The sequence below is a fragment of the Nocardioides alkalitolerans DSM 16699 genome, assembly GCF_000426525.1.
GTDB lineage: Bacteria > Actinomycetota > Actinomycetes > Propionibacteriales > Nocardioidaceae > Nocardioides > Nocardioides alkalitolerans.
Genome location: NZ_AUFN01000002.1, coordinates 1 through 23,796 on the forward strand (window position 1 = coordinate 1; position 23,796 = coordinate 23,796).

A 23,796-nucleotide genomic window follows, 5' to 3' on the forward strand; every position below is an offset into this window, starting at 1 on the left:
TCCGGGCACTCCACCGGCCCCCGTCATCAGAACCTGCCCGGGGAGGGCGAAAAACGGTCGGCAACGCAGAAGCCCACCACCCGGCCCCGGCGCAGAGAGGAGCCCTCACATGAGGCTCACCATCGCAACCCCCGCCGACGTCGCGGCCACCGTGCCCGTCGTGCTCGGCTTCGACCCGACCGACTCCCTCGTGGTGCTCAGCGTCGGCGGCAACCCGTCAACCGGTGGGGGAAGTGGCCCGCACCTGCGGATCGACCACCCCCACGACGCGGAAGCCGTTCTGCAGGTCGCAACCTCCATCGGCGGCGTCGCGGCCCAGCACGGCACCCCCGAGACCATGTGGGTCCTGGCGTCCTTCACCGAGGACCAGAACGACGCCCGCGACGCCCTGCTCGGCGTGGCCGCCATGCTCACGACCGGGAAGATCGGCCCCGTCCTGCAGATCACCGGCGACCGGTGGATCGACCACGGCGACCTCCTCGACCCCGAGACCAACCCCCAGACGAACCGAGACCTGCACGCCGCCGGGATCATCACCCGCCCCAGTGGGCCCGTCACCCAGGCCGACCACGACCGTTTCACCGCCCCCGCGATCGCGGACGGTCGCCGTGCCCCCGCGCCCAGCCGCGCCGAGGCCGGGGCGCACCTGCTCCCCACCGCCCACGACCAGCAGGGCCACGACCGGCTGGCCGACCTCATTGCAGATCGCCGGGCCGCCGTCGGCACCGACCGGCTGCGGCTGCGCCTCGAGCCCACAGCGGATGAGGTGGGGGAGTGGGGCCACGAGGAGGCCAGGTGGCTGCGCGCCGTCGTCGCGCAGTGGCGGACCTACCGGACGCCGCTCGCCGACCACGACGTGGCCCGCATCGTCGTCGACGTCGCGAACGGGACCCTGCGCGACGTCGTCACCTGCGGTCTGCGCCGTGACACCGCCAGCGTCGACCACGACCTGTGGGCCGACGTCGCCCGACGTGTCCCCGCCGAGCACGCCACGGTCCCGCTGATCCTGGCCGGACTCACCGCCTGGCTCCAGGGCCACGGCGCGCTCGCCTGGATCGCCTACGACCTGGCCAACGTCGGTGCCCGCGACCAGGCGCCCGCCGGAGCAGATGACGGGGTCGCGGCGTCCGGTCTCGCGGGCCTCCTGCGCGACGTCCTCACGAACGCAGTCCCGCCCACGACGTGGGAGAAGTTCGCGGCCGCCCTCCGCTGACGCTCACACGTGCCCGGACCGCCAGGACACACGACCCTGGCGGTCCGGGTCCACCGCATCCGGGCGACCTGCGGGGTGGTGCCGGTCGGCCCGGGATCGACCCGGACCGACCGGCCACGCCACCAGCTGCCCACCCCTGCAGCGAACGCGCCCCACCACCATCGACACAACGAGGGTACTGGCACACCGCCGCGCCGGCGGTCCTGGCTCGCCAGCTCACCAACCCCGCCACGACACCCGGCCCCCAACCCCAGGGGGCCGCGTGACAGCCCCTCAACAGACCAGAACCAGACCCGGGAAAGCGGGGGTCTTCCTTGCTCCCAACGCCGCAATCGTTCTACGGCCGCACCCGCAGGCGAAGGGCAAGACATGCCGGCCCCGCTCCGCTCCAGCCGGCCCTTCACCTACGACCACGACCGCGATCCGCGGCAGTTGTTGGGAGCAAGGGGACAGACCGGTCCACCAGCCCCACCAGCACTCAGCACCCCGACCGAGAGAGGGAGACGGCCGATGCGGATCAGCGACCAGGCCCAGGCCGCCGCTCGAGCGCAGCGCGCTCTCACTGCCCTTGAGAGCCACCCGGCCACCAACCGGACCCAGCTCGGCGCCGCGCGCGAGCTGCTCAACACCACCCGCAACCACCACAACCCGGCCACCGTCCGCGGCGCGCTCACCGCGCTCGAGGACCTCGCCGCCGCGGTCGGCGGCCGCCCCAGCTGACACCACTAGCCAGCCACCTCAGCCACACCACGCGGGTCCGTGCCTACGGACCTCAGTACCTCAGTACCTCCCGGATACCCCCGGGGGAAACCCTTCAGGAAGGAACCACCGCCATGAGCACCACCGTCATCACGTTCGCCGGCAACGCCGCAGCCGACCCCGAGCTGCGCTACACCCCGCAGGGCAAGGCCGTCGCCAACCTCCGGGTCCTGGTCAACCGCCGCGTCCGCAACAACACGGGCCAGGGGGCGGGGGAGTGGGAGGACGCCGAGCCCACCGCCCACAACGTCACCGTGTGGGGCCAGCCGGCCGAGAACGTCGCCGAGTCCATCACGCGTGGCGACCGGGTCCTGGTCCACGGCTACGTCGAGACCGAGACCTGGACGGATCGTGAGTCCGGGGAGAAGCGCACCCGCGACGTCGTCGTGGTCAACGAGCGCGACGGCGAGATCGGCGCGTCCCTGTCCTACGCCACCGCCGAGCTCGAGAAGAACCCCCGCCGCACCGCCAGCGGCACCAGCAGCGACAACGGGGGCGACAACGGGGGCGGCGCCGGCAGCTGAGGGCGACCAGCCGGGACGAGGGCCGGCCAGCTCGGGCGGGAGGGTGTTTCGTGGGGATCTGCGCCCCGCGGAGCACCCTCCCCGCCGTGGGGAACAGCGCGGGGCACCCCGGGGGCCGTGGGGAACAGCGCGGGGCACCCCGGGGGCCGTGAGACCGGATGCCCAACCAGGGGCGACACCTAGGTCCCGGTGACAAGTTGGCGATCCTCAGTGTGCCGCTGTTCGTCGCGGTCTAAAGTTCTGTCGTGGACGCTCTCGGTGCTAGTCAGCTGGTACTTGCCGCCCGGGAGCTGGGCGCCCGCGGGTCGCGCTCAACGGTCGGCTCGGCCGACCCCGCCGCCGAGTTGACCCCCACCGCCGCCGCTGTTCTCGCCGCCGTGCCCGCCTGGTGGTCAGCGCGAGCGTCAGCAGCGGGGTTGTCCGGCGCCTGGCTAGATGTCCACAGCGCGGTCTCTGCCGAACCACCGCTCGAGCTCAGCGAGGAAGCGCCTCCGCTGGAACCGTCATGGGGGCCGTTGCGGCCCGATGAACTGGGATCCGCATACGTCGCTGCCCTTGATCCCGGCGTGCGAGCTCGACACGGGCGGCACTACACCCCCAACGCGCTTGCCACCCAGCTCTGGGAGATGGCTCGAGCCGGCTTGGGGCGCCGGCACTACGGAATGGAGCTGACCGGGCTCGTTCGCGACCCCGCCTGCGGGTCCGGAGCGCTGCTCCTTCCCGCTCTACGAGAGCACTTGGCGGCCAGCGTTGCCACGGATCCGCAGATCGTTCTGGCGGGCCTGCCTTCCCGTATCGAGGGAATCGACGCCGACCCAGCTGCGGTCTGGATCGCGAACGTGGTTCTAGCCGCCGAGATGCTGCCCACCTTGATGCGTGTGCCCGCCGCGCGGCGACGGCCCCTACCCGCCCTCGCGCGAGTGGGTGACGGACTCGCACCGGCCCCCCCCGCTCTTGCGGTCCTTATGAACCCGCCGTACGGCCGTGTCCGACTCTCGGCCACGGACCGCGAGCGGTTCGCCGATGTCCTCTACGGACACGCCAATCTCTACGCCATCTTCATGGCTGCCGCGCATCAGAGCCTCGACGACGCCGGAGTCCTCGCCGCCCTGGTCCCGACGTCATTCACCGCAGGCCGCTACTTCGAGCCGCTGCGACGCTTACTCGCGGGCGACACCCGCATGCAGTCGATCCGTTTCGTTGAAGACCGCTCCGGCGTTTTTGGGTCGGTGCTGCAAGAGACGTGTCTCGCCGTGTTCACGCGCAAGCGCGTACGCAGGACCACAGTGACGAGCGCTGGATCCAGAGTCTCGGAGATCGCCACGATCGCGACACCGCGGGGCGGCCGGCCGTGGGTCCTGCCACGCCGGGCTGACCTCGCACCCATCGCGGCCGGATCTTCCACCCTGCCCCTTCGACTCTCGGACCTGGGCTGGCGAGTCACAACCGGACCGTTGGTGTGGAACAGAAGACGCGACGATCTGCACCAACACCCAGCCCGATCACGACGCCCGGTGCTCTGGGCCGCGGACCTCGACGGCGGACGGATCCACCGCGACCCCGCCCGAGCTGCGCTGCGCTACCTCACCATCCGCGACGACAACGACGCCCGCCTGATGGTTCTCACCGAACCCTCGGTATTGGTTCAGCGCACAACCTCACCCGAGCAGCGGCGCCGGCTCGTCTCAGCTGTGCTGAGCCCCGAGACTCTGACCGATTGGGGCGGCGGCGTCGTCGTCGAGAACCACGTCAACGTGTTGCGACCCCGACAGGAAGGCCCCGCCATCTCCGCGCAGCTGCTGGGTCGACTTCTTGCCACCACGACGCTTGACAGCCTGACCCGATGCATCTCCGGGTCTGTCGCGCTGTCCGCGTACGAGCTCGAGGCGTTGCCGTTTCCAAGCCTCGAGGTGCTCGACCAGTTGTCGGTTCTGCCCGATGACGAGTTCGAAGCGGCTGTCCGCGGTCTTTATCACCTGGACGGCTCCCGATGAGGCCAGTCATCACCCGGGCGTTCGCGGTAGAACGACTCGCTCAGATCTTCCCGCGAGCCGCTTCTGACACGGTGATGTCTAGCCCCGTCGCGGGCATGGCGGTGGCCGCAATGATCTATGTAGACGCAATCGCACCTCAGGCAGGGTCTCCCAGCGTCTGGGCCAGGCCATCGACGGTGATGTGGATGTCGGAAGCCACGCTCGAGCACGCTTCGGATGACAATCGGCGGGACTGGCGCATTGCGGCTGCGAAGAGCCGCAGAGCAGCAGCTGATCTTGTCCAAGAGTGGGGGATCGAGTTCAACCCCTCCTACGCGGACAACAGTCGCGAGACAATTCGCGACGAAACGTTCCACAAGTGGCTGGAGTCGGGTGCTGTGCGGCGCCGATCAGACAAGGCCACCTCCTACCCCGGCCCCATATGGGCTCTAGAGGACGACTTCGCAGACCTCTTCGACCCGTCGCTGACGCAAGATGAGTTCGACGCCGCCGTCGAGACCTGGCGCGATCGTCATCTCTCGCCGGGCGCGAAGTTGAAGGCTGCCTTCGCGACTTACGAGAAGCGAGACCAGTCCGCTGTCCGTGTCCAGCTCCCCGGCGGCATCACCCGCACGCTCGAGCCCGGCATCGCCTCCCTGATCCTGAAGGGCGTCATCGAGGGATGGGCCCCGCTCCGTCTGGGGAAGCCCGTTGTCGTCGCCATCAGCGAGCCAGGAGAGAAACTCTTTGCTGGTGACAACGACCTGCTCCGGTTTCTCGGCATCACCATCAACCCTTCAACGCTTCTCCCGGACGCAGTATTAGCCGACCTGAAGCCAGATCCAGTTGTGTTTTGGATCATCGAAGCCGTCAACAGCGACGGGCCTATCGACGATGCCCGCCGAGCGAAACTCGAGACGTGGGCCGCGGCGCAAGGTATCGACCCCGAGCACTGTCGTTTCCTGACTGCGTTCCGTTCTCGCGCTGACGCCGCTGCGCGGAAGAGACTCAAAGACCTGGCAGCGGGCACGTTTGCCTGGTTCGCCGACGAGCCGACACACGAACTAGCTTGGCGCGATCTAGCTGAAGACTCGGAGGCTGCGGGTCTACCCGGCTTGGGTGGCGACCAAGACCCACATGGAGTTGACGTCGTCGAGGTCGCAGCTGCGACGACGCAGTCCGATGGCATCCGCACCGAGAGAATCACTACCGCCACGGACGATACCAACTATCTCGGTGGCTCCGGAACCTCGGAATACTACGAGTATCGATGCCCGTGCGGCGACGGAAAGATTGTCGAAGAGCACGAGAATATTCCAGGAAACCGCGAGCATTACGTGCGAATGGACTGCGGGAAATGTCGCGAGGAATGGGTGTTTGTGCTTGACAAGGGCGTGCGGCAGTGGCTCATTCGACGCGCAGACTCGAAGCCTTAAGCCGATTTTCCTGGGTATAGCTGGACTTGATCCCAGTCTTACGCGCGCGGCGGCAAGGGTCAGTTCCAGAGATCCTCGCCGGTCGCCTTCTTGAGGTCTGACTTGACTTTCCCTCCAGTTTTACCCACGAGATGCTTGACCAGCTCGTAGTAGTCCGTTACGTCCTTCTTGTGGACGGCGCTGGCAGCTGCGCCTCGGTGTGCGATGGAGCCGCGCAGGCTGACGAAGTCATCTAGTTTTTTCGATGCTCTGTCCGCGCTCATGCCCTCCCAAGACCAGGTTTGCGACATTCCCGATATTCCAAGCGCGCGACTGAACAGGTCGTCGATCTGCCCTGTTTTGGGTGTGTTGAGTCTTCGGTTTCGTTCGGTCTGCAGGTCCGTCAGTCGATTCTCCAGAACGGGGCGCCACCCATCTCCCGCCAGGCGCCACATTGCTAGCTGGTCGTGGTCTTCGTCGAGTTCCTTGGCGACCTGCTTTCGCAAGTCCTTCGGCAGTGATGCCGCGTCGGGCGCTTTTTGGACGAGGAATTCGAGGCCCTCGGCAGCAATATCCTCGCAGTAGGCCTCCCATATTGCTGTCAGTAGAACAACTGCCGCTTTGTGGAGAACCTCAACCTGGTGCTTCCGTCCAGGCTGGTCGCCTGCGATTGACCCGTGAATCTCAAGAAGGCGGTCAATGTCTTCGCAGCTTGTGTTGAACGCCTTACGTGCCTTGGATGCCATGGACTCTTGTTTACACCCGCCTTGAGGTGCAGAGACGGAGTATGGCCAAAGTGTGTGCGCAAATTTTGAGCCGCCGCGTTTTCTGGCGCTAGGACCTCAAACGATCGGTTCCCGTTCGCAGACACCCCGGTTGTCCGGATGTGCTGCCAGCAGTCTCACGTGGGGACTTGCGTCCTTCAGTCCGCTTTCGTGCGGGGCCGGCGTTGGCATGATTCGTGTCGTGGGTACGACTACCGGACAAGACGACGTCGAGCTGGCGACTGGCGCCGGCAATCGAGCCGTTGATGACGCGGTTGAGGAGGGCTCCGGGGCCGGTGGCGAGCCGACGTGGCTGACGCAACCCGACGCTGCTGCGCTGGTGGGTTGCTCGATCGCAGTCATCGATTGGCACAGCCGGCGCCCTGAGTCGCTGTTACGCACCCGCCCTCGCCATGGGAGCCGTCCGACGTTGGAGGCGGAGTCGGTGCGGGAGTTCGCCGCGTGGTGGGCCGAGCGCGAACGGGCGAAGCGGGCGCGTCGTCGGCGGCGCGACGAGCTGGCCGAGCGCGAGCTCGCCCGGCGCGCCGACCCCGGACCTCGACGAGGACCGGAACCCCCACAGGAGTGCGTGGCAACCATCGAGGCGGCGGTCGCCCTCGACATGACCCGCGCCCACGTGCTGAAGATGCTCAGGACCGGCGTCCTGGACGGGGTGAAGCAGGGACGCCGGTGGTGGGTCGCCGAGACCTCGCTACAGCAGATGCTCGACGAACGCGCCCGGTGGGCGACCTTCGAAGAGACCGCCCGCATCGCCGGCTGCACCACCGCCAAAGTCGCCGAGGCCGTCCGAGACGGGATCCTCACCCAACGCGACCCAGGTGCCCCGGTGCCGACCGTTCTACGTACCGATATTCCCGGCCTGGTCGAGCACCTCGCGAAGGCGACGCCGCCGTGGGGAGCCACGCTCCGCGCTGTCCGCCGCAGCACGCGCCTTCCCAGCGGGGAGTACATGTCGCAGACGCGGCTCGCCGAGATTGTGGCGCAGGTCCTCGGGCCCTGCACCCGCGTGACCATTGCCCGGGTCGAACGCTCACCGACCCCTCCCGCCAGCCGCGACCTGCTGCGCGTGGCTACCTGCATGGCCGCAGCCCTCGGCCTCGACGCCGACGAGGGCGCCCAGGACCTCGGCCGCCACCCCGCGGCTCTCGACCTCACATCCGACGACCTCCGTCGCCTGCGCAAAGACTCAGGAGCGTCAGCTCGCCGCGGTGACCCGTGAGGTTCGTCATCTGTGGTCGTCGTGGGCTGTCCGCGTTTGCTCCGCCTACTCCAGGGGTCGGTTCGTCGTTCGTGGGTCGGCACTGAACCCTCGCTAGACGAGGGGCGGCTCGTCGACGCTCAGCGCCTGCCGCGCCCGCGTCTTCGAGCGCGCGCGGGAGGGCTCCCGGCGGTGAGGGTCGTGGCAGAGGTGCTGTCGAGGGGGAGCCTGGCCGCGGTGTCCCAGCCGTGGCGCCAGGTCGTGACGTGTACGAGCCGTCGTGTGGCAGCGCATCGCGCTCGCAGTGTCAGCAGGTAGGCGTACCCGGTGGCCGCCGAGCCGTCGATGGCGACGAGCTCGAGCCAGCCCCAGTGCTCGAGGGACGACAGCACCACTCGGTCGCCCACCCGCAGACGGGCGACCTGCACGATCTGTGGACCTTCCACCTGTGGTTGGTCTGGCTCTGTCTCGGATCCCGTTGTCGGGTCCGGGTCTCCCGTGGCGTCGACCTCGCCCATTGTCATGACACCTACCCCCGCATTGAGGGTGACACAGCCGGCCGCGCTTGGTTACCGAACGGTGGATGTGGAGCCGAGGGTCTTTGCGTCTAGGGACAGTTGATGCATCTGCGCACAAACACGTTCAGCACTCGGCACGGCGGCCTGATCTAAGGCCGTCGTCCCGATAGGCGATTCCTAACCGGAACGCTCATGGTGTGCGAACGGCTTCTAGGTCCACCTGGGGCTTGGCCTTCTCGTTGGGGTGCCGCGGTTCGGGTTCACTCGCCGAGGCGTCCGCGCGCGGCTGGGTCTTGGTCCCGTCCGATCAGGGGGCCGTGGAGGCGGGCGACCAGGGAGGCGCTGCCGAGGATGGCGGTGCCGGTGAGCAGGACAGCTAGCGCGCCGGTAGTGGTGGAGCTGAGGTAGATGGTGCCCGTGGCGGCGGCGAGGGTCACGGTGGTCGCGGAGGCGAGGCCGGCGTGGGTCCGCAACCTCGCGGCGCGATGGCGCCCGGCGAGCTCGAGGCGGTGCGTGCGCGCATCCCTTATTCGTTCAGCGACCAGGAGCCGCCACAGCACTCCGGCCAGTCCTGCTCCGAGCGCGAGCACGGCGGAGATGTTGAAGGCGTGGGTCATGCGACCTCCAGGTGGGGTGTAGCAACACCCCAACGGCACTCGACCGCCGGCGACCCGTCCGGGCTGTCCGGGCGCGTGTCGTGCGGTGAGCGGGTCCCCCCGTCACGGGCACTTGGGCGAGCGAGCGCGTCGTCGCCGAGGGGAGGTAGCGAGCGCGCAAGTACGCCCTGTACCCGGTCGTGGATCAGACCACCCGCCGATGTCGCGTGACGGTTGTGGTGGCGTCGCCGCGGCCGGCCGATAGCAAAGCGTCTAGCTGGGTGCTGCGAGCTTCTTCGTGGTCTCCGCCCTCACGTTGGAGGTGGGCGTGGACCTGGTCGACCACTCGGACGACGTCGCGCAGCGTCGCCACCGTCTGCTCCAGCTCCGAGGCGCGACACTCGGTGTGCCCGACCCCGAAACCCACCCCGCGGTCATTCACCGGAGCGGCCCCGGCCCCGTCTGCGACCGCGGCCGCGGCCGCGGTCACGGTCTGGGCGCCGTTGGTGCCAGTCTCGGCGGCTGTTTCGACGATGTCCTTCGCGATCTGCTCGAGGACAACCATCCACAAGTCGGTCGGCCGGCGCTCAAGGCACACCTCTACGACCAGCCATGACGAGTCGCCGGGGACGGTCTCACCCGCAGCTCACGACCGGGCGCGAAGCATTCAGAACGGTCTTCCATCGAGACACCTCCGGGAGCACCTACAGGCACAAACCACGACAACTTCTATTCGTCGCCCGGCGGTCGCTCAGATGGGAATTGGCCAGAAGGGGGTCCCGGCGAGACGCGTTTCCGCGACGACCAAGGGGGCGGCCAAGTTGGGGCGCGAAGGGTCGGTCGGGCCCGGGAGCCGGTCGCCACCGTCGTTGACCAGTTCAGGCCGTCCGACTCGTCACCGACGTCCCGTTGCTGGCCGCTCCGCGGCCCGGGTCGCTGCATGTTCGTCAGACGTGGTGTCTGGGCTGGGGCACGATGGGTGTCATGACGGGCCCCGAGCAGTTCAACCGCGACCTCGCCGACATCGCACGCAGCATGCAGGGTGAGCGCTCGACCGTGGCCACCATGCAGCTCGCCGTCGAGGCCGCCCGCACCGTCATCACCGGGTGCGAGATCGGGGCGGTCTCGATCGTGACGAAGACCGGCATCGAGACGCCCGTGCTCACGCATCCCCACGCCCGCGACATCGACGAGTGGCAGTACGAGCTCGGCGAGGGTCCGTGCCTCGACGCGCTGCAGCGACACGAGCTCGTGCACAGCAACGACCTGACGACCGACGACCGATGGCCGCGCTGGGGCCCCCGGGTCGCCCGGGAGCTCGGGATGCGCAGCATGCTGAGCCACCGGCTGTTCTCGAGCGCCGACACCCTCGGCGCCCTCAACCTGTACGGCGCCGCCCCGTCGGCGTTCACCACCGACGACATCCACCACGCCACGACGCTCGCCGCCCACGTCGGCGTGGCCCTCGCCGCGGCGCAGGACAGCGAGAACCTCGTCGTGGCGCTCGACACCCGGACCCTCATCGGTCAGGCCACCGGCCTGCTGATGGAGCGGTTCGACCTCAGCCCCGAACAGGCCTTCGCCGCCCTCGCGCGGATCTCGCAGACCCGCAACATCAAGCTACGCGCCGTCGCCGAGCACCTCGTGCGCACCCGGCAGCTCCCCGGAGGGCCTTGACGCTCGGGCGTCGAGACCGCCACCGCGCGAGCACCGCCGTCTCACACGGGCGTGACGGTGCCGCCCCATGACAACGCGCGGGGATCTGCATAGATCGGCGCAGAGATCGGGGGGATCCCTGGCTTGCAGGTGGCCCACCGCGGCACCATCGCCGTCGCTAGCGAGGCCCGGAGCGGGGACCCACGTCACTCTCACACTGCCCCGTCACCACTGAAATCGTTGAGGAGGAAGACCCTTGGCCACGCTCGAGCCCGCGAAGCGGACCGCCCGACACCACACCGCGCCCACACCGCGCCCGGGATGCGCACGTTCCCATCCGATCGCAGTCGGGCTTGCAACATGCACATTTTGTCACGAAGCCGCCGGTACTTCGCCTACGGTGGAGGTGTCATGAAGCTATTGCCCGACCTCCCGATCGCCGCGGTCGAGCCGGGCTCAGTTCACCGGCTGGTCGACGCCATGCTCGACCACGTCGAGGCGTCTCACCCTGGACATGAGTACGTGATTGCACTGCCGCTGGGGGCTGCGCCGTTCTTGCCTCGCGACGACGACCGGCTGTGGCGGATCGTTGACAGCGAGCTGGTCGCCTTGCGGCGCCACGTTTACCGCGCCCTGGAGGCCGTGACGTACGAGCCCCTCGAGGACTGGCAGATCGTTGCCGGGCCCACCTGGGACCTCCGCCTGGCCGCAGCTCCACCCGGGCTGCCACCGGTCTACCTCGGCGATCTACGCACCGGAGTATTAGCTGTGTGCAGACATCCAGACGCGACTCGCTGAACACCGGGGGCCACCCGACCTGTCGCGACGCTGGCGCGAGAGAGGAGATCTCGTGAATCCCAACACCATCTGGTACCTGGTGCGCTACATCGAATGGTCTTCGCGAGACCTGGCTGCGTTGAAAGTTATCGACCGGCTGGTGGTGCCCGGCGGCGATCTCGACGCCGCGCGTAGGCGCGCGGCCAAGGTAGCCAATCAGGTTGGCGGCCCGACTCAGGTTGTGGAGAAAGTGTCCGGGCGCATTGTCGCAACCATCCACCCCGAACCACCTCGTCTCCCTCGGTAAGAGCAGCGCCCGGTGAGTGGTTCACGCAGGTCGAACATGAATGCGGCCACAAGGCCCTCCTGGCTGATGCGTTTCCTCCAGGTTCCTGGACCAAGCGTGGTTCATCCACGTGACCGCGCTGACCGCGCTGACCGCGCTGTGGAGCGCCGCCAGATCTCGACGACAAACGGCCCGGTCCTCGCGGAACGGTGTCCGCCGGGACCAGCAGCCCGCTCAAAATGGGTCGTTTGTGAGCAGTCCGGGGGAGGGGCCGGGCACCACACCGGCCTCGATTCGGGGGCGCGAGGTGCGTGTCCCGCCCGGATCGCGTTCCCGCGCGGTTGAGCGCGGACCGGAACTACGGCGCCTAGGTCGTCATCGCGCTGGTCAGACGTGCCGCAGCGTCACGCCGGCGTCCTCTAGGGCCCGTCTTACGTCGTCCTCGAAGGGCTCGACGTAGACCACGGACTCGAGCATCGGGAAGCGTTCAGGGGTCACATCGACCCAGGTTCTCGGGTCGAACAGGTCGTCCTCGCCGTCCCAGCTGGCTGCGATCAGCATGAAGATCTCGATCCCGCCGTCCCAGACCAGGCGCTGCACCAGCGAGACCTGCGCCCTGTCGAGTTCCAGGTCGCGCGCCCACTGTTCGATCTCCGGGATCCTCTTGTGCGCGTAGGTGTCGTAGATCAGGTCGTCAACCTCGTGAGGGTCGATCCCGCGGGTGGCCTCCAGCCATTTGTGCGCAGTGGGGTGGGGTGGAACGACAGCGCCCTCCTTCATCAGCTGGTCGATGACCAACAGCTTGATGACGAAGTCCTCGAACTCCACCACGTCGCCGAACTCCTCGCGATCTGTCATGCCGAAGAGGCTCCCTCCGCTGGCTTCTCCCCAAACGCATGACAGTGCTGACAGGGCCAGGGCAGCATCGAGTACGCCGTCGACCGACTCGACGTTGTCCTCTACGCCGGGCACATCACGGTCCTCTTGGCTCTCACAGACGGGCGGTCGTCGGTAAGCCGGTGATCTTTCTCGGCCACGGAGTTGCGGCTTCTTCGTTGTTTCGGGCTTCGTCGGCTAACGGCCAGCGACAGGTGTGGGGGTCCAGGTGGTGGCGTCGTCGGTGGACCAGAGGGTGGTGCCGTCGGTGTCACGGCCCCAGATGGTGTCGCCGGCGCCCCAGAGACTCTCAGCGAGGTAGTGGTAGGGGCCGGTGTCGAGCGCGGGGTCGGTGCTGCGGGCTGGTTCTCCGCCGGCGGGGATCCGGATGACGTTGGTGGTCTCCGCGTCGTCGATGACCAGGGTGCCGGTGGGGGTGATCGCGATGGCGGAGAAGGCGGCGGGTGTGGCCGGGAGGTCTTGTTGAGTCCAGGTGGCGCCGTCGTCGGGGCTGGTCCACATCGTGCTGACCGACGTGGCCTCGCGATCGTAGGAGGTGGTGGCCACCAGCCACGTACCCGCCGCGGCGAGAAGACCGCTGGTGGTGGTGGGTTGCACCCCGCCGCCGGTGACCGGGCTGGTGTCGAGCACGGTGCTCTCCCACTGGTTTCCGTCCCATCGTGCGACACCGGCCTGGGCGCCTTGGTCGGCCTCGATGTCCTCGAACGTGGTCCAGCTAGCGACGACGTCACCGGAGCCGGTGACCACCGCGGCCGTGACTGCGTCGACCGCGGCGTCGGCGTCGGCGTCGGTGTCGGCGTCGATAGGTGGGAACTGGGCGATCTCACCGCGGGCGGGTGAGAACAACCGGACGGTGCTCTCCTCGTCTGCGCCGGGGGCCGCGACGAAGGCGACGTCCCCGGCCTTGGGGGACGGGTTGCCGCCGGTGGGTTCGGGTTGGGTGACGCTGCCCTCGAGGTCCACGGCCGTCGCGGTCGAGGTGGTGGGGTCGAAGGCGAGGAACCCGTCGGCGTGGGCCACCAGCAGTGGCGGCACAGCCGCAGCGGGAAGAGAGACCGCGGTGGTCTCACCGTCGACGGGACGGATCGCCAACGCCCAGTTCTCACCGGTGGCGTCGCCCCATACCGTAGCCACGTCCCCGGCGGAGGTCGTCCTGGAGCTGTGCGCCACCGAGGTGGGCGCAGCAACGAGATCCGCAGCCTCGCCCGAGATCTCCGCTCCGTCCGTTCCATCCGTCTCGTCGGTGCGGGTGGGCTCGACCGCCGTGGGGGCCGGCGAGGACGAACCCGTCGGCCCGGCTGGTCCAGCTGGCTGGGGGGAGGAGTCGTTGGTGTCGAGGACGTCGAGGCCCACCACACCGACCACCAGCGAGGCCGCCACAGCGACCGAGGCGACCGCCATCTGGGTGCGGCGACGCCGCTGCCGGCGCTGGGCACGCCCGTGGACCTCGGAGAACGCAGGCAGATCGGTCGCGGCAGCGACGTCGTCGACCATCGGACGCAGGGCGCGCTCCAGGCGCGGGTCGAGGTCATTCATGACGGGTCCTCCACAGACGAGCGTGCCGGTGAGTGTGCTGGGGTGTGGGGCTGGGTGTCGTCGAGGATCCGGGCCAGGGCGGTCCTGCCGCGAGCGAGTCGGGCCTTGACGGTGCCGGTCGGCACTTGGAGGGTCTCAGCGACCTCGTGCACAGACAGGTCGGCGAGGTGGTGCAAGGCGATCGCCTCTCGTTGCGCGGTGGGCAGCTGACGCATGGCGGTCAGGAGGTCCATCCGCTCAGCCCAGAACTGGTCCGTGGACACCCTGGCGCCGGCCGAGTCGGTCGGGGCCTGGGCGCGCTCGCCCGCTACGACGAGGCGCGTCAGGTCGGTGAGACGTCTGGTGCGCCGCCAGCGACTGCGAGCGAGGTTGAGAGCCACCGTGCGCAGCCACGCCTCAGGATTGATGAGCTCGACGAACCCCCGGTGCTCGAGCGCACGGGCGAAAGCCTCCATTACGGCTTCCTCCGCGTCGCCATGATCACCCGACACGACCGTCAGCTGCGCGACCAGGCGCCGATACGACACGGCGTAGATCTCCTGAACGCGTTGCTCCCTTCGTGCCCGAGCACTGCTGCCGACCATGCTTCCCCGTCCCGCTACCACCGCGTGGCCGCTCATCACCGCCGCACCGGATCGTCCCGGCGCCACCTGATCACACGACTACTGAGCAGACCGTCCGGTTGCGCACCCACCCAGAAAAATTCTCCGAAGATGCGGGCGCCCCCTGGCCGAGCCGCAAGCGGGAGGCCGACAAACACGCAGATCGAATTCGTTCGTTTCTGGTCCGCCCCGCTGCCGGCGTCCGGAGACGTGGACACGCCGGCGTTCCGCGTCCCGAAACCCAGGACCGAAACCATTCTGTCCCGAAACGGTCGCTGGATCGTTTTCGGGATGCGCGGTAGAATCGGGTGTAGGTCGAGAGGAGTCAGTCATGGCGAAGACGCCGGTTTCCGGGGTTCGTGCGACGTCGGTGGGGGAGCGTGAGCGGCGTGTTGCCGAGGCGATCCACAGTGGCGAGATGGAGGGCCTGACGGTGTCGGCCCGCGGCCGCGACGACGCTGCGGAGTACGTGGCGGGGCGCATTGACTCCGACGAGCTCGTGGCGCGTGCGCGATCGCGCTATGGCCTCGACTGAGCCCGACGGTTTGTTCGTCGATCCGTACCTGGACCCGGACACGGTTCTGCTGCGCAACAAGGTCGGCGCCCGCACCAAGGTCGCTCTCGAGGAGATCGAGGGCGACCTTGCGTTTGTCCGGTTGGTGCAGCTGACGGACCGGCCGGCGGCATGGGGTGTGAAGGCGACCGGAGATCTCGACGAGCTGCGCGCGATCCACCGCCACCTGTTCGGCGACGTCTACGACTGGGCGGGGGAACTGCGCACCGTCGACGTCCGCAAGAACGTCGAGGGAGCCGGCTACTTCCTGCCGGTTTCGATGATCGAGCGCGCCTCGGTGTACGCGGCGGAGGAGCTGCGCGCCGATGACCACCTGCGAGGCATGGAGCGCGGTCGGTTCATCAAACGCCTGGCTCACCACTACGACCAGTTCAACTACATCCACCCCTTCCGTGAGGGCAACGGCCGTACCCAACGGGTGCTGTGGAACCGGGTGGCGCGCGACGCGGGCTGGCAGCTCGACTGGCGCCTGGTGCACGGGTCGACCAACGACGCCGCGTGCCGCGCCGCGTCCGACCAGCACGACCTTGCGCTGCTACGCGCGATGTTCGACCGGATCGTCACCGAGGCGGCCCCCGTGGCCGGCCGGGACCCGGCGTGGCAGGCCGCCGAGCTCGCGCGGCTGTCGTTTCCCTCGAGCACGCACGCCGGCGGCCGCGCTGACCGAGACCGCGAGGCCGACCACGGCAGGACGGTCGACGAGGCGGGGGACCGGTCGAGGAGTCAGCTGGGGCGCCCGGCCAGTGCGGCGGGTCCGGTCGAGGGGCCGGGGGAGGAGATGGAGCGGTGAGCAACGTCGTCGGGTACGCGCGGGTCAGCACGCGTGAGCAGAGCCCGGAGGCCCAGGAGGCCGAGCTGCGAGCCGCTGGCGCGGTGCGGGTGTTCGTCGACCACGGGGAGTCCAGCCGGATTGCGGACCGGCCGCAGTGGAAGGCGTGCGGGGACTACCTGCGCCCGGGAGACACGTTGGTCATTCGTGCGCTGGACCGCATCGCGGGCACCGAGCAGATGGCCATCGAGCTGATACGCGACCTGGGCCGGCGCGGGGTGCGGCTGCGGAGCCTGACGGAGCCGTTCCTTGACGTCGACACGTCCACGCCGATGGGGGAGGCGATTGTGGGAATCATGGCGGTGCTCGCCCAGCTGCGGGTGGCCACGATCCGAGAGAACACCCGCCGTGGCCTGGCGCACGCACGTGCCCAGGGCCGTGTCGGTGGCCGGCCCTCGGTGATGACCCCCGAGCGCACCGCGGCGGCCGTCAGGCTGCGCCAGGACGGCCACAGCATCCAGCACATCGCGACCGTGCTTGGCGTCGGCAAGTCGTCGGTCGCTCGAGCGCTCGCGCGCAATGAAGACGATCTCAACGCCGTCCAGTAGCGGTCAACACGCTTAGACGCGCGCTTCACGTCCTGGGTGGGTTGTCCGCGGCAGTCTGTGGCGAGGTGTCAGAGGTCGACGTACTTGTCGGTCACAGCGTCGCTGCCGAGGTTGTTGATGAGGCGGAGTCGGGGTGTCCGGTCGGGCGCGAAGACCCGATCGTTGATCGCGTCGCGCATCTTGGTGCGCATGACGGTGATGCTGGACGACTCCCAGGCGGCCGCAGTAGAGGCGAGCACGATTTCGTCGGCCTGCAGCACTGCTGCCCACTGCAGCCGCTTGTGGGCAGCTTGAGCGCGGCGTGGCGCCGTTCCTTCCAGGGAGTCGGATGTCTTGACTTCGGCGGTGATCAAGGTGCCGTCGACGAGTGCGACGAGGTCGACTTCGGCAACAGACTGCCGAGTTCCGAGTTGGTACAGGTTCAGCTCGGCGCAGTCGGTGTAGTTCTTCGGTTTTCTCGACAGATGGGCAGTCAACCAGGCTGGCGCGTGGCCATTGTTCTTGATGAGATCTCGCGCGACCTGGTGAAGGTCGTAGAACCAGGTGGGTTCGTTGGCAGGCTGACGCCACGTCTGGAGGGTGAGTTCGCTGTAGGAGCCACAGCGGCCGCACCGGTTGCGCTGGCCGAGGTCGTCCACGGGTACGAAGCTGAGGGTCTCGCAGGTGCGGCACTGCAACATCAGGCCGCGGCGGATCACGCCACGCGCGAGATGGATGTCGAGTTCGATCCGGGTCTCACGCTCCCGTGCTGCGCGATCATTTTCGCTCTCGTCGTCGTTCGTTCGCGGCACCAGGATGTCTCGGATAGTTGAGAAGGGAAGGAAGCCGCCGACACCGGTGATGAAGACTCCGTCGCCTTCAGGATAGGCCGTCCGCGTGCTCTTGCCGGTGGGGACGAACGCCTTCGCCAGCGCGGTGAAGTTGTGTGCGAAGTCGGCGCTCATTGCTTGCCGGGAGCCCCACATCTGTTCCAGTAGGTGGGCTCGGCGCCCGGCGTCGGACCAGCCGGTGTCGTAGCCGGCCTGCCCCGCCATTGCGTCGCACCACGCCTGGAGGTTGAGCGATCGCGTTCGAGGCCGCGCGAGGCGCTGCTCGAGGGTGGCGCCGGCGGCGATGAAGTCATAACGGCGGCTTTCGTAACTGACGCTGCGGTTACCCGACCGGATCCAGGTCTCGTACTTGGCGTCGGCGTGCGCAGCGAGTTGTTCGCCGTGAAGACCGCGTCCTAGGGGCATGGTTGACCCCTCGATGCGTAGGTCGACCTGCCAGATGACGTCAACGCCGTCGAGCTGAGTGTTGGTGGGTCGTAGCGGTGGTGGCGTTGTTGTGAATGTGGTGGCCTGGTCGTCTTCCAGGACGGGCAACGTCATTCTGGTCGAGTACTCATCGATCACGGCTAGGTGCAGCATCCCGCGGGCGGGGAACTGTGGGGACGTGTCGGTTAGCAATCGCCGTCGTGCGATGAGCTTGGTCCGGCGCTCCGTTGACGCCTCGTTGGGTACCTCGGAATGGCTCTCGCCTTCGCCGTCGTTGGCTGCGGTTTCCTCGCCCAGGATGAGGTCTGCGATCCCGTCCAGGAGCTGCTTGTCTGCGGATGCGGTTGTGATCACCGCGTGTCCTAGTCGGAGCAGTTGATCGCCCAGCAGTGAGAGGGCGGTAGCGCCGTGGCGGCCGGCCTCGGTGAGGTTTGGGGCCAGGGGAGACCAGTCACTGTGGATCCAGAGGGCCTTCCCGTAGAGCCGCTCATAGATCAGTGCCAAGGCGAAGTCGTCTGGGGTGTCGCCGACCACGATGGTCGTCCGTCGGCGCGCTGAGGCATCGCCCACGGACACAAGGCCAGGCGTGGATCGATCCCAGGCTTGCGGCAGAGTCTTGGTGTCGGCGCCCAGCTTGAGACCGCCATCGTGGTGGATCAAGTGAGCTGGCGGCCGTCGATTCGTGCCGAAGGCCTGACGTACGTGGAGGGAGTAGAACCATTCGGCCATTGCGAGAGCTTCGGTGGGCGAGAGTGCATCGGGGGCAGGGTTTGGTCCATCGGTCTCATCGGGACTGGGAAGTTCGGGTTCGTCTACCGATCCCAGGAGGGCGGCCGTCCAAGAACCCCATGGGCCGCGGAGCCCCGGCGGCGCAGCTACACAGAGGCCGGGCACCTCTCCGACGCCTGCGACGGGGGACAAAGCCACGGTGGTGTCGAGCGACATGACCGATTCTTCGTGGTTGCTCCACGCCTGGTCCCAGCGCACCAGCGCCTCTCGGTCTTGCGCCGGTGGCGGAACGGTCTCGTCGAGGCGGCGATACACCTGGCAGGTGAGCGACACGTGGTCGCGAGCCGCGTTTGTTCTCCGGTCGTGTGCGTCTGCTGTGGCCGGCCAGTCATCCAGTACGGCGGCGTCGAAGCTCTCTCCATCGGGGTCGCCGAACATGGCTCTTGCGGAGCGGTCAGCGGTGAAAAGTTCCCGCCAGTCGACTTGGTGCGGAACGACGTAGTCGGGGTCGTAGGCCGCCACGGCCCGTAAGACGTGATCGGACACGACGCCGTCAAGGTGGGGAACCAGGACGAACCCAGCGCCGCCCCACAACTGGTTTGCTTGCCATAGCGCCCGGCGCGCGAAGTAGTCCCAGTGTGGAGTCGAGGCAGGAAACACGATCGCAACCCGGGGGGCGCGCAGACTGAAGTACGTCTCGCTGTAGCTCGGGCGAGGTTGGCTGCTGTCGATCTCGTGCACCAACGGAGCGTATTGCCTACCCGCGGGGCGCGCCCCACAAAGTACGAGTACGAGTCAGCGATCGGGTACTGGCGGCGCCGTCTCGTGTGATGAGTCTTGAACGTCCCCACTCTTGCCCCGCCCCCGATAGATGCCGCGTCTCTGCGCTCGACGGTTTCTGTGAAGGGTGCGGCGGAGCCGCATCACGGAGTGACGCGTAGCGCCCTTCGCGGGGGCCGGCGAGGGTGAAACGATCCGGCGTCGGGGAGGGGCCCACGGACCTGGAGCGCGTTGCCTAGTTGTTGGCGTGTTCGGTGGGCTGCGTGTCGGTGTCGGTGCCGTGATCCTGAGTTGCCGGCGCGGCGTCGGAGGTGTCGGTGTTGGTGCCGCTGCTGATGGCGCGGGTGCGTCGTGTGCGGCGCTTCTTGTCGGGCTCGGCGAAGCCGATCTCTCGGAGTTCCTTCTCGGTCCATCCGGCCTTGAGCGCGGCACGGTACGTCTGGGCGTCCTCGCGCTCTGCGGTGCTGATGCGTTCGGCGATCTTGGCCTGGAGCTCGGCCAGTTCGCGGTCCGTCTCTGCGCGGACGTCGATGACGTTCTGTCGTGCGGTGGCGACGTCGCGCACAGCAGTGATTCGGTCGTCCTGGAGGCGTCTGGCGCGCTCGACGGCTTCCTCGACGCTGAGTGTGTTCGACATGCGCTCAGCCTAGGCGAGTGGTCGGTGTGGTCGGAAGGCCGAGACGCTTGGTTGTGTCGTGCCGCTGCGCTGCCGGCGCTGCGCACTGGTCGCGTCCCGCGACCTCTACCGGCTGCCGCCGCTAGGAACTGCCAATCGTGCCCCGGACGGAGCAAGCTATAGGATCAGCACGGCTGATTGGTTGCGACTGCGCCTAGCGTCCCCCAGACTGGGGTCTCAGTCCCCACAGGGGGTGGGGTCGCTGCGCTGGGCTGAGGAGGAGACAGGCTGTGTCTGTCTGGGGTGGGAACGACCCGGGCGAGGGTGCCGACAGCTCCGCTGGTCGGCCTGCCCGGTCCCCGCGCCGGCGTCGTCGCGTGGTGGGTGGTCGTCAGCACCGCCACGAGGTGAAGGTGACTCCCGAGGAGGAGGGCCAGCTGCTCGCGCTGGCCCTGCGCTACGGGGTGAGCATCCCGAAGTTGCTAGTGGAGTCGGCGCTGGCCGGTGGGGCCGCGAACGCGGCGACGCACTCGCTGGTGCGTGATGACGTCCTGGCCGAGCTGTTCCGGCTTCACCGGGTCCTTGCTGGTCTGGCCACGAACGTCAACCAGATGGCCAAGGCGACCAACGCGACCGGTGAGGTCCAGGCCGAGATGAGCGTGACGCTGGAGGCGGTCCGCCGTCTCGCGTTCCGCATCGACGACGCGGTCGATGCCCTCAGCGAAGGCCCACGATGAGCAGCGTCATGACCGGTGTCCGAGCCCGTGTTGTGGCCGGTGTTGTGGTCGGTGTCCGGGCTGGCGTTGGGGCGGGTGTTGTCCGGTGATGCCGAACGTCACCAAGGGCGACCGGATGGCCGGTCTGCTGGTGTACCTGACCGGCCCGGGCAGGTCGAACGAGCACACCGAACCGCACCTCGTCGCGGGCGACGAGGCATTGATGATGTGGCACGACGACGACTCGTTGGGACGCGACTCGGCGTTGGCGATCGCGCGTCACCTCGAGCGCCCACGCAAGGCGTTCGGCGTCGACGTCGCCGGCGGCCACGTGTGGCACTGCTCGCTGTCGCTAGCGGCCCGTGAGGGCCAGCTGAGCGACGAGACCTGGGGCGCGATCGCGTCGGACTTCGTGCGCGCGATGGGCTTCGACGACAACGAAGGCACCAAGGCCGCGTGCCGGTGGGTCGCGGTGCACCACGGGTTGTCGACCAACGACAACGACCACATCCACATCGCGGTCAACCTGGTGCGCGAGGACGGCACCAAGGCCACCACCCACAAGGACTACTCGCGCGTGCAGGCGGCCTCGCGCGCGCTCGAGATCAAGTACGACCTGGAGACGTTGGAGTCGGTGCAGGCCGAGCGCGCCACGCGCGGCTACGACCCGGCCGAGCGAGAGGCCCAGGCACGCTCACGTGCGCGCGCCCGCTACGACCGTGAGCACGCCGGCGACACGGCCGCTGGGACGACTGGCGAGCAGACGGGCGGTCCTCGCTGGGAGGACCTCACCGGCGACGCCCGGGCCGCGCTCGTGGCGGCCGAGATGCGCACGGACGAGCCGCGGTTCCTACTCGCGTTGAAGGTCCGTGGGTCGGCGTCGGCGAGCCGTTCCGAGGGCGAGTTCGTGCGCCGGATCCGACGCGACGGCCTGCTGGTACAGGCCCGGTTCGCGCACGGCCGCACCGACGTGGTGACGGGCTACTCGGTGGCCGAGCGTCCCCAGTACGGGGAGCGTCCGATCTGGTACGGCGGTGGCCACCTGGGCCGCGACCTGACGCTGCCGCGGCTGCGCGACGGGTGGGAGGACACCCCCACCGGTGCGAGCGAGGCCGCGGCCGAGTGGGCCGCTGCGAAGCGTGGTCGACGTGTGGTCGCGCCGGGCCGCGAGAACGTCGAGCCGACGCCGGCGCAGTGGGCCGCGCAGGCCGAGCGCGTCGAGCAGCTGGTCGAGCGGTTGCGTGCCGTGCCGGTCACCGACCGCGACACCTGGGCGACGGTGGCGCGTCAGAGCGCGGGCGCGCTCGCGGCGTGGTCCAACGCGACCGAGGCGGTGCCCGGTGAGCTCGCCGCGGCGTCCGAGGTGCTGTCTAGGTCCGCGCAGACCTACCGTCGCACGGTGCGCCCCCAGAAGGCCGGCACGGTGGCTCTCTCGGGGGCGGCGATGTTGTTCGCCAGCGTCGCGCACGGCGGCCGTGGACCGGTCGCGCAGGCGGTGATGGTGCGGCAGATGATCCGCCTGACCTCCGGGGTGATGGCGGCCGCTCGAGCGGCGCAGGACCACCGCCAGGCCGACGTCGAGCTCGCAGCGGCGCGTGCGTCCCTGGTGGCCGTCCACGATCGCCTGTCGGACGCCACGGTGGCAGCACGACCGCTCGAGCCGCTCCACCCGGAGCGCAGGCACGATCAACAGCCCGGGCGGCGGGATCGTCACGACGATCGGGCGGTCCGTCGCGCGGCTGCGTTGGAGGCGGTCGACCCGCAGGTGCGGGCGATGTTCGAGGTGGTCAACGCCAGCCAGGCCAGGCCGGCAACGGAAGCCAGCACGGCTCCGCCGGTCGGGCCTGCGGCGGCGACGTCGCGTCGATCCGGCGGCCCCGGGCGGGACGCCCGCGAGCATGGGGAGGTCGAACGGTGAGGTGAGGTTGCCCCTGCTGGGACGGGGACAACCTGGTAGCAGCGTGGGCCGCCCGATGATCGCCCGGCGGTCGTGTTGCAGCTCGAAGCAGCTCGGGATGAATCGAGAGGACGGGGATTGGTCATGGACAACACCGCAGGTAGCGGAGACGGCGTCGACGAGGCGATGGAGGGGCTGGTGCGGGTCGCCATGACTGCGGCCCTGCAGGTGGCGCAGCAGGTCGCCCGCGCCCGGGAGAACGCGCTACGGCGCGCGCAGGCGCAGTCCGCGCAAGAGGCCCGCGAGGTCCGCGCGCGCTACGAGGCCGAGCGCCGCGTGACGGGCTTCCAGCTCGCCGCGGTGACCCGACCGGAGTGGTGGGACAAGGCCACCCCCGAGATGATCGGATCGGCCTACCGGACGGCCTACGCCTGGTCGGCCGACGACCTCAACGCCGACTGGGTGAAGCGTCGCATCGAGACCGAGGTCAAGGACCGATTCGGTGTCGAGCTCGACGCTGCCGGCGGCGCCGGAGCGCTCGACCCCCAGGTGCTCTCCGCCGCGGTCCGAGCCCATGAGCAGCTCGCCGAGGAGGGCCGGATCCGGGCTGAGGCCGCGCGCGTCGGCGCCGCCGCCCAGGGCGTCGAGGCGCAGACACTGATGGCCACCGCCACGCTCGACGAGCAGCGCGCCGACCAGCAGACCGACCAGCAGAGCGAGCAGCAGGCCGAGCAGGCCCGGTCGGCCGCGCTCTACGAGCCCGATCCCGACGAGCGGGCCGCGGCCCTTGAGCAGGTCGCCGCGGCGTCCGCGGCGAACGAGCGAGCAGTGCTGGCCCGCGTCGCGGGCGTGGCCGCCTACGACAGTCGTGAGCGACGTGCCGAGACCGCGGCCCAGCTCGAGGCGAAGGGCATCGCCCCCGACGTGGTGGCTGCCCGGATGCTCGCCGACGTCAGCCAGGCCAAACCGGCCACCGAGGCCGTCACCGCGGCCGTCACTGACAAGGCCCTGGAGACGTCGCAGACATCTCGACGGGCGCTAGGCCTCCAAGTCACCCAACGGGGCCGTGACGGCGGTGAGCGCGGCCGCTGAGAAGTTCCACTTAGCCGGCCGCGT

The 23,796-nt window shown here is 68.8% G+C and carries 23 protein-coding genes; 15 read left to right on the forward strand and 8 right to left on the reverse strand.

What is annotated here, in order from left to right:
- Positions 1–109: 109 nt before the first annotated feature.
- The 5 genes from K329_RS0100310 (at position 110) to K329_RS31375 (ending at position 5,905) form a co-directional block, all read left to right on the forward strand.
- Positions 110–1,213, forward strand: a complete 1,104-nt coding sequence (locus tag K329_RS0100310) for a DUF4192 domain-containing protein (RefSeq protein WP_028471506.1) — start codon at positions 110–112, stop codon at positions 1,211–1,213.
- A 510-nt stretch (positions 1,214–1,723) separates the two neighbouring features.
- Complete coding sequence (locus K329_RS0100315) at positions 1,724–1,933, forward strand: hypothetical protein (protein WP_028471507.1); 210 nt, start codon at positions 1,724–1,726, stop codon at positions 1,931–1,933.
- Between the two features lie 113 nt (positions 1,934–2,046).
- Positions 2,047–2,496: a single-stranded DNA-binding protein gene (ssb, locus tag K329_RS23535; RefSeq protein WP_052336193.1), complete on the forward strand. Its 450-nt coding sequence runs from the start codon at positions 2,047–2,049 to the stop codon at positions 2,494–2,496.
- A 737-nt stretch (positions 2,497–3,233) separates the two neighbouring features.
- Positions 3,234–4,490: an Eco57I restriction-modification methylase domain-containing protein gene (locus K329_RS23540; protein WP_169721555.1), complete on the forward strand. Its 1,257-nt coding sequence runs from the start codon at positions 3,234–3,236 to the stop codon at positions 4,488–4,490.
- Positions 4,491–4,675: 185 nt separating this feature from the next.
- The gene (locus K329_RS31375) at positions 4,676–5,905 is read left to right on the forward strand and encodes a BsuBI/PstI family type II restriction endonuclease (RefSeq protein WP_211225697.1); all 1,230 of its coding nucleotides are present in this window, start codon (positions 4,676–4,678) and stop codon (positions 5,903–5,905) included.
- Between the two features lie 59 nt (positions 5,906–5,964).
- Here K329_RS31375 and K329_RS30565 read toward each other — a convergent pair whose 3' ends face one another.
- Positions 5,965–6,630, reverse strand: coding sequence for a HEPN domain-containing protein (locus K329_RS30565; RefSeq protein WP_157571497.1), 666 nt, complete (start codon positions 6,628–6,630; stop codon positions 5,965–5,967).
- A gap of 220 nt (positions 6,631–6,850) precedes the next feature.
- Here K329_RS30565 and K329_RS30570 point away from each other — a divergent pair, with 220 nt between their 5' ends.
- Positions 6,851–7,888, forward strand: a complete 1,038-nt coding sequence (locus K329_RS30570) for a helix-turn-helix domain-containing protein (protein WP_157571498.1) — start codon at positions 6,851–6,853, stop codon at positions 7,886–7,888.
- A gap of 757 nt (positions 7,889–8,645) precedes the next feature.
- On the opposite strand, the gene K329_RS0100345 is transcribed toward K329_RS30570, so the two are convergent.
- Positions 8,646–9,002: a hypothetical protein gene (locus K329_RS0100345; RefSeq protein WP_028471510.1), complete on the reverse strand. Its 357-nt coding sequence runs from the start codon at positions 9,000–9,002 to the stop codon at positions 8,646–8,648.
- Positions 9,003–9,186: 184 nt separating this feature from the next.
- Positions 9,187–9,546 carry a hypothetical protein gene (locus K329_RS0100350; protein WP_157571499.1) on the reverse strand — a complete coding sequence of 120 codons (360 nt, stop codon included), beginning with the start codon at positions 9,544–9,546 and terminating at the stop codon, positions 9,187–9,189.
- A 419-nt stretch (positions 9,547–9,965) separates the two neighbouring features.
- On the opposite strand from K329_RS0100350, the gene K329_RS0100355 reads away from it, so the two are divergent.
- The 3 genes from K329_RS0100355 to K329_RS30575 all read left to right on the forward strand — a co-directional run bounded on the left by K329_RS0100355 (position 9,966) and on the right by K329_RS30575 (position 11,721).
- Positions 9,966–10,658, forward strand: coding sequence for a GAF and ANTAR domain-containing protein (locus K329_RS0100355; RefSeq protein WP_028471512.1), 693 nt, complete (start codon positions 9,966–9,968; stop codon positions 10,656–10,658).
- A gap of 390 nt (positions 10,659–11,048) precedes the next feature.
- The gene (locus K329_RS0100360) at positions 11,049–11,435 is read left to right on the forward strand and encodes a hypothetical protein (RefSeq protein WP_028471513.1); all 387 of its coding nucleotides are present in this window, start codon (positions 11,049–11,051) and stop codon (positions 11,433–11,435) included.
- Positions 11,436–11,487: 52 nt separating this feature from the next.
- Entirely contained in the window at positions 11,488–11,721 is a 234-nt protein-coding gene (locus K329_RS30575; protein WP_157571500.1) for a hypothetical protein, read from the forward strand.
- Positions 11,722–12,087: 366 nt separating this feature from the next.
- Here the strand turns inward: K329_RS30575 and K329_RS29155 are convergent, their stop codons facing one another.
- From K329_RS29155 to K329_RS23555, 3 genes are all read right to left on the reverse strand, one after another.
- Positions 12,088–12,672: a DUF6892 domain-containing protein gene (locus K329_RS29155; protein WP_052336195.1), complete on the reverse strand. Its 585-nt coding sequence runs from the start codon at positions 12,670–12,672 to the stop codon at positions 12,088–12,090.
- A gap of 102 nt (positions 12,673–12,774) precedes the next feature.
- A complete protein-coding gene (locus K329_RS0100370; protein WP_028471514.1) occupies positions 12,775–14,133 on the reverse strand; it encodes a beta propeller repeat protein in 1,359 nt (452 codons plus the stop codon).
- Positions 14,130–14,717: an RNA polymerase sigma factor gene (locus K329_RS23555; protein ID WP_084540884.1), complete on the reverse strand. Its 588-nt coding sequence runs from the start codon at positions 14,715–14,717 to the stop codon at positions 14,130–14,132. The genes K329_RS0100370 and K329_RS23555 overlap by 4 nt, the downstream gene beginning before the upstream one ends.
- A gap of 349 nt (positions 14,718–15,066) precedes the next feature.
- Here K329_RS23555 and K329_RS23560 point away from each other — a divergent pair, with 349 nt between their 5' ends.
- From K329_RS23560 to K329_RS0100390, 3 genes are read left to right on the forward strand one after another with little or no spacing between them, the layout of a single operon-like run.
- Positions 15,067–15,270, forward strand: coding sequence for an antitoxin VbhA family protein (locus K329_RS23560; RefSeq protein ID WP_043641721.1), 204 nt, complete (start codon positions 15,067–15,069; stop codon positions 15,268–15,270).
- Entirely contained in the window at positions 15,257–16,099 is an 843-nt protein-coding gene (locus tag K329_RS0100385) for a Fic/DOC family protein (protein ID WP_028471515.1), read from the forward strand. The genes K329_RS23560 and K329_RS0100385 overlap by 14 nt, the downstream gene beginning before the upstream one ends.
- The gene (locus K329_RS0100390) at positions 16,096–16,686 is read left to right on the forward strand and encodes a recombinase family protein (RefSeq protein ID WP_028471516.1); all 591 of its coding nucleotides are present in this window, start codon (positions 16,096–16,098) and stop codon (positions 16,684–16,686) included. The genes K329_RS0100385 and K329_RS0100390 overlap by 4 nt, the downstream gene beginning before the upstream one ends.
- Before the next feature lie 68 nt (positions 16,687–16,754).
- On the opposite strand, the gene K329_RS30580 is transcribed toward K329_RS0100390, so the two are convergent.
- Both K329_RS30580 and K329_RS23565 read right to left on the reverse strand, forming a co-directional pair.
- Positions 16,755–19,412: a hypothetical protein gene (locus tag K329_RS30580; RefSeq protein WP_157571501.1), complete on the reverse strand. Its 2,658-nt coding sequence runs from the start codon at positions 19,410–19,412 to the stop codon at positions 16,755–16,757.
- 274 nt (positions 19,413–19,686) lie between these two features.
- A complete protein-coding gene (locus tag K329_RS23565; RefSeq protein ID WP_084540880.1) occupies positions 19,687–20,088 on the reverse strand; it encodes a hypothetical protein in 402 nt (133 codons plus the stop codon).
- Between the two features lie 392 nt (positions 20,089–20,480).
- On the opposite strand from K329_RS23565, the gene mobC reads away from it, so the two are divergent.
- From mobC to K329_RS0100420, 3 genes are all read left to right on the forward strand, one after another.
- Positions 20,481–20,804: a plasmid mobilization relaxosome protein MobC gene (gene mobC / locus K329_RS0100410; protein WP_211225698.1), complete on the forward strand. Its 324-nt coding sequence runs from the start codon at positions 20,481–20,483 to the stop codon at positions 20,802–20,804.
- A gap of 88 nt (positions 20,805–20,892) precedes the next feature.
- The gene (locus K329_RS0100415; RefSeq protein ID WP_211225699.1) at positions 20,893–22,701 is read left to right on the forward strand and encodes a relaxase/mobilization nuclease domain-containing protein; all 1,809 of its coding nucleotides are present in this window, start codon (positions 20,893–20,895) and stop codon (positions 22,699–22,701) included.
- A gap of 123 nt (positions 22,702–22,824) precedes the next feature.
- On the forward strand, positions 22,825–23,772 hold the full coding sequence (locus K329_RS0100420; RefSeq protein ID WP_043641724.1) for a hypothetical protein: 948 nt from the start codon (positions 22,825–22,827) through the stop codon (positions 23,770–23,772).
- The last annotated feature ends 24 nt before the right edge of the window (positions 23,773–23,796 follow it).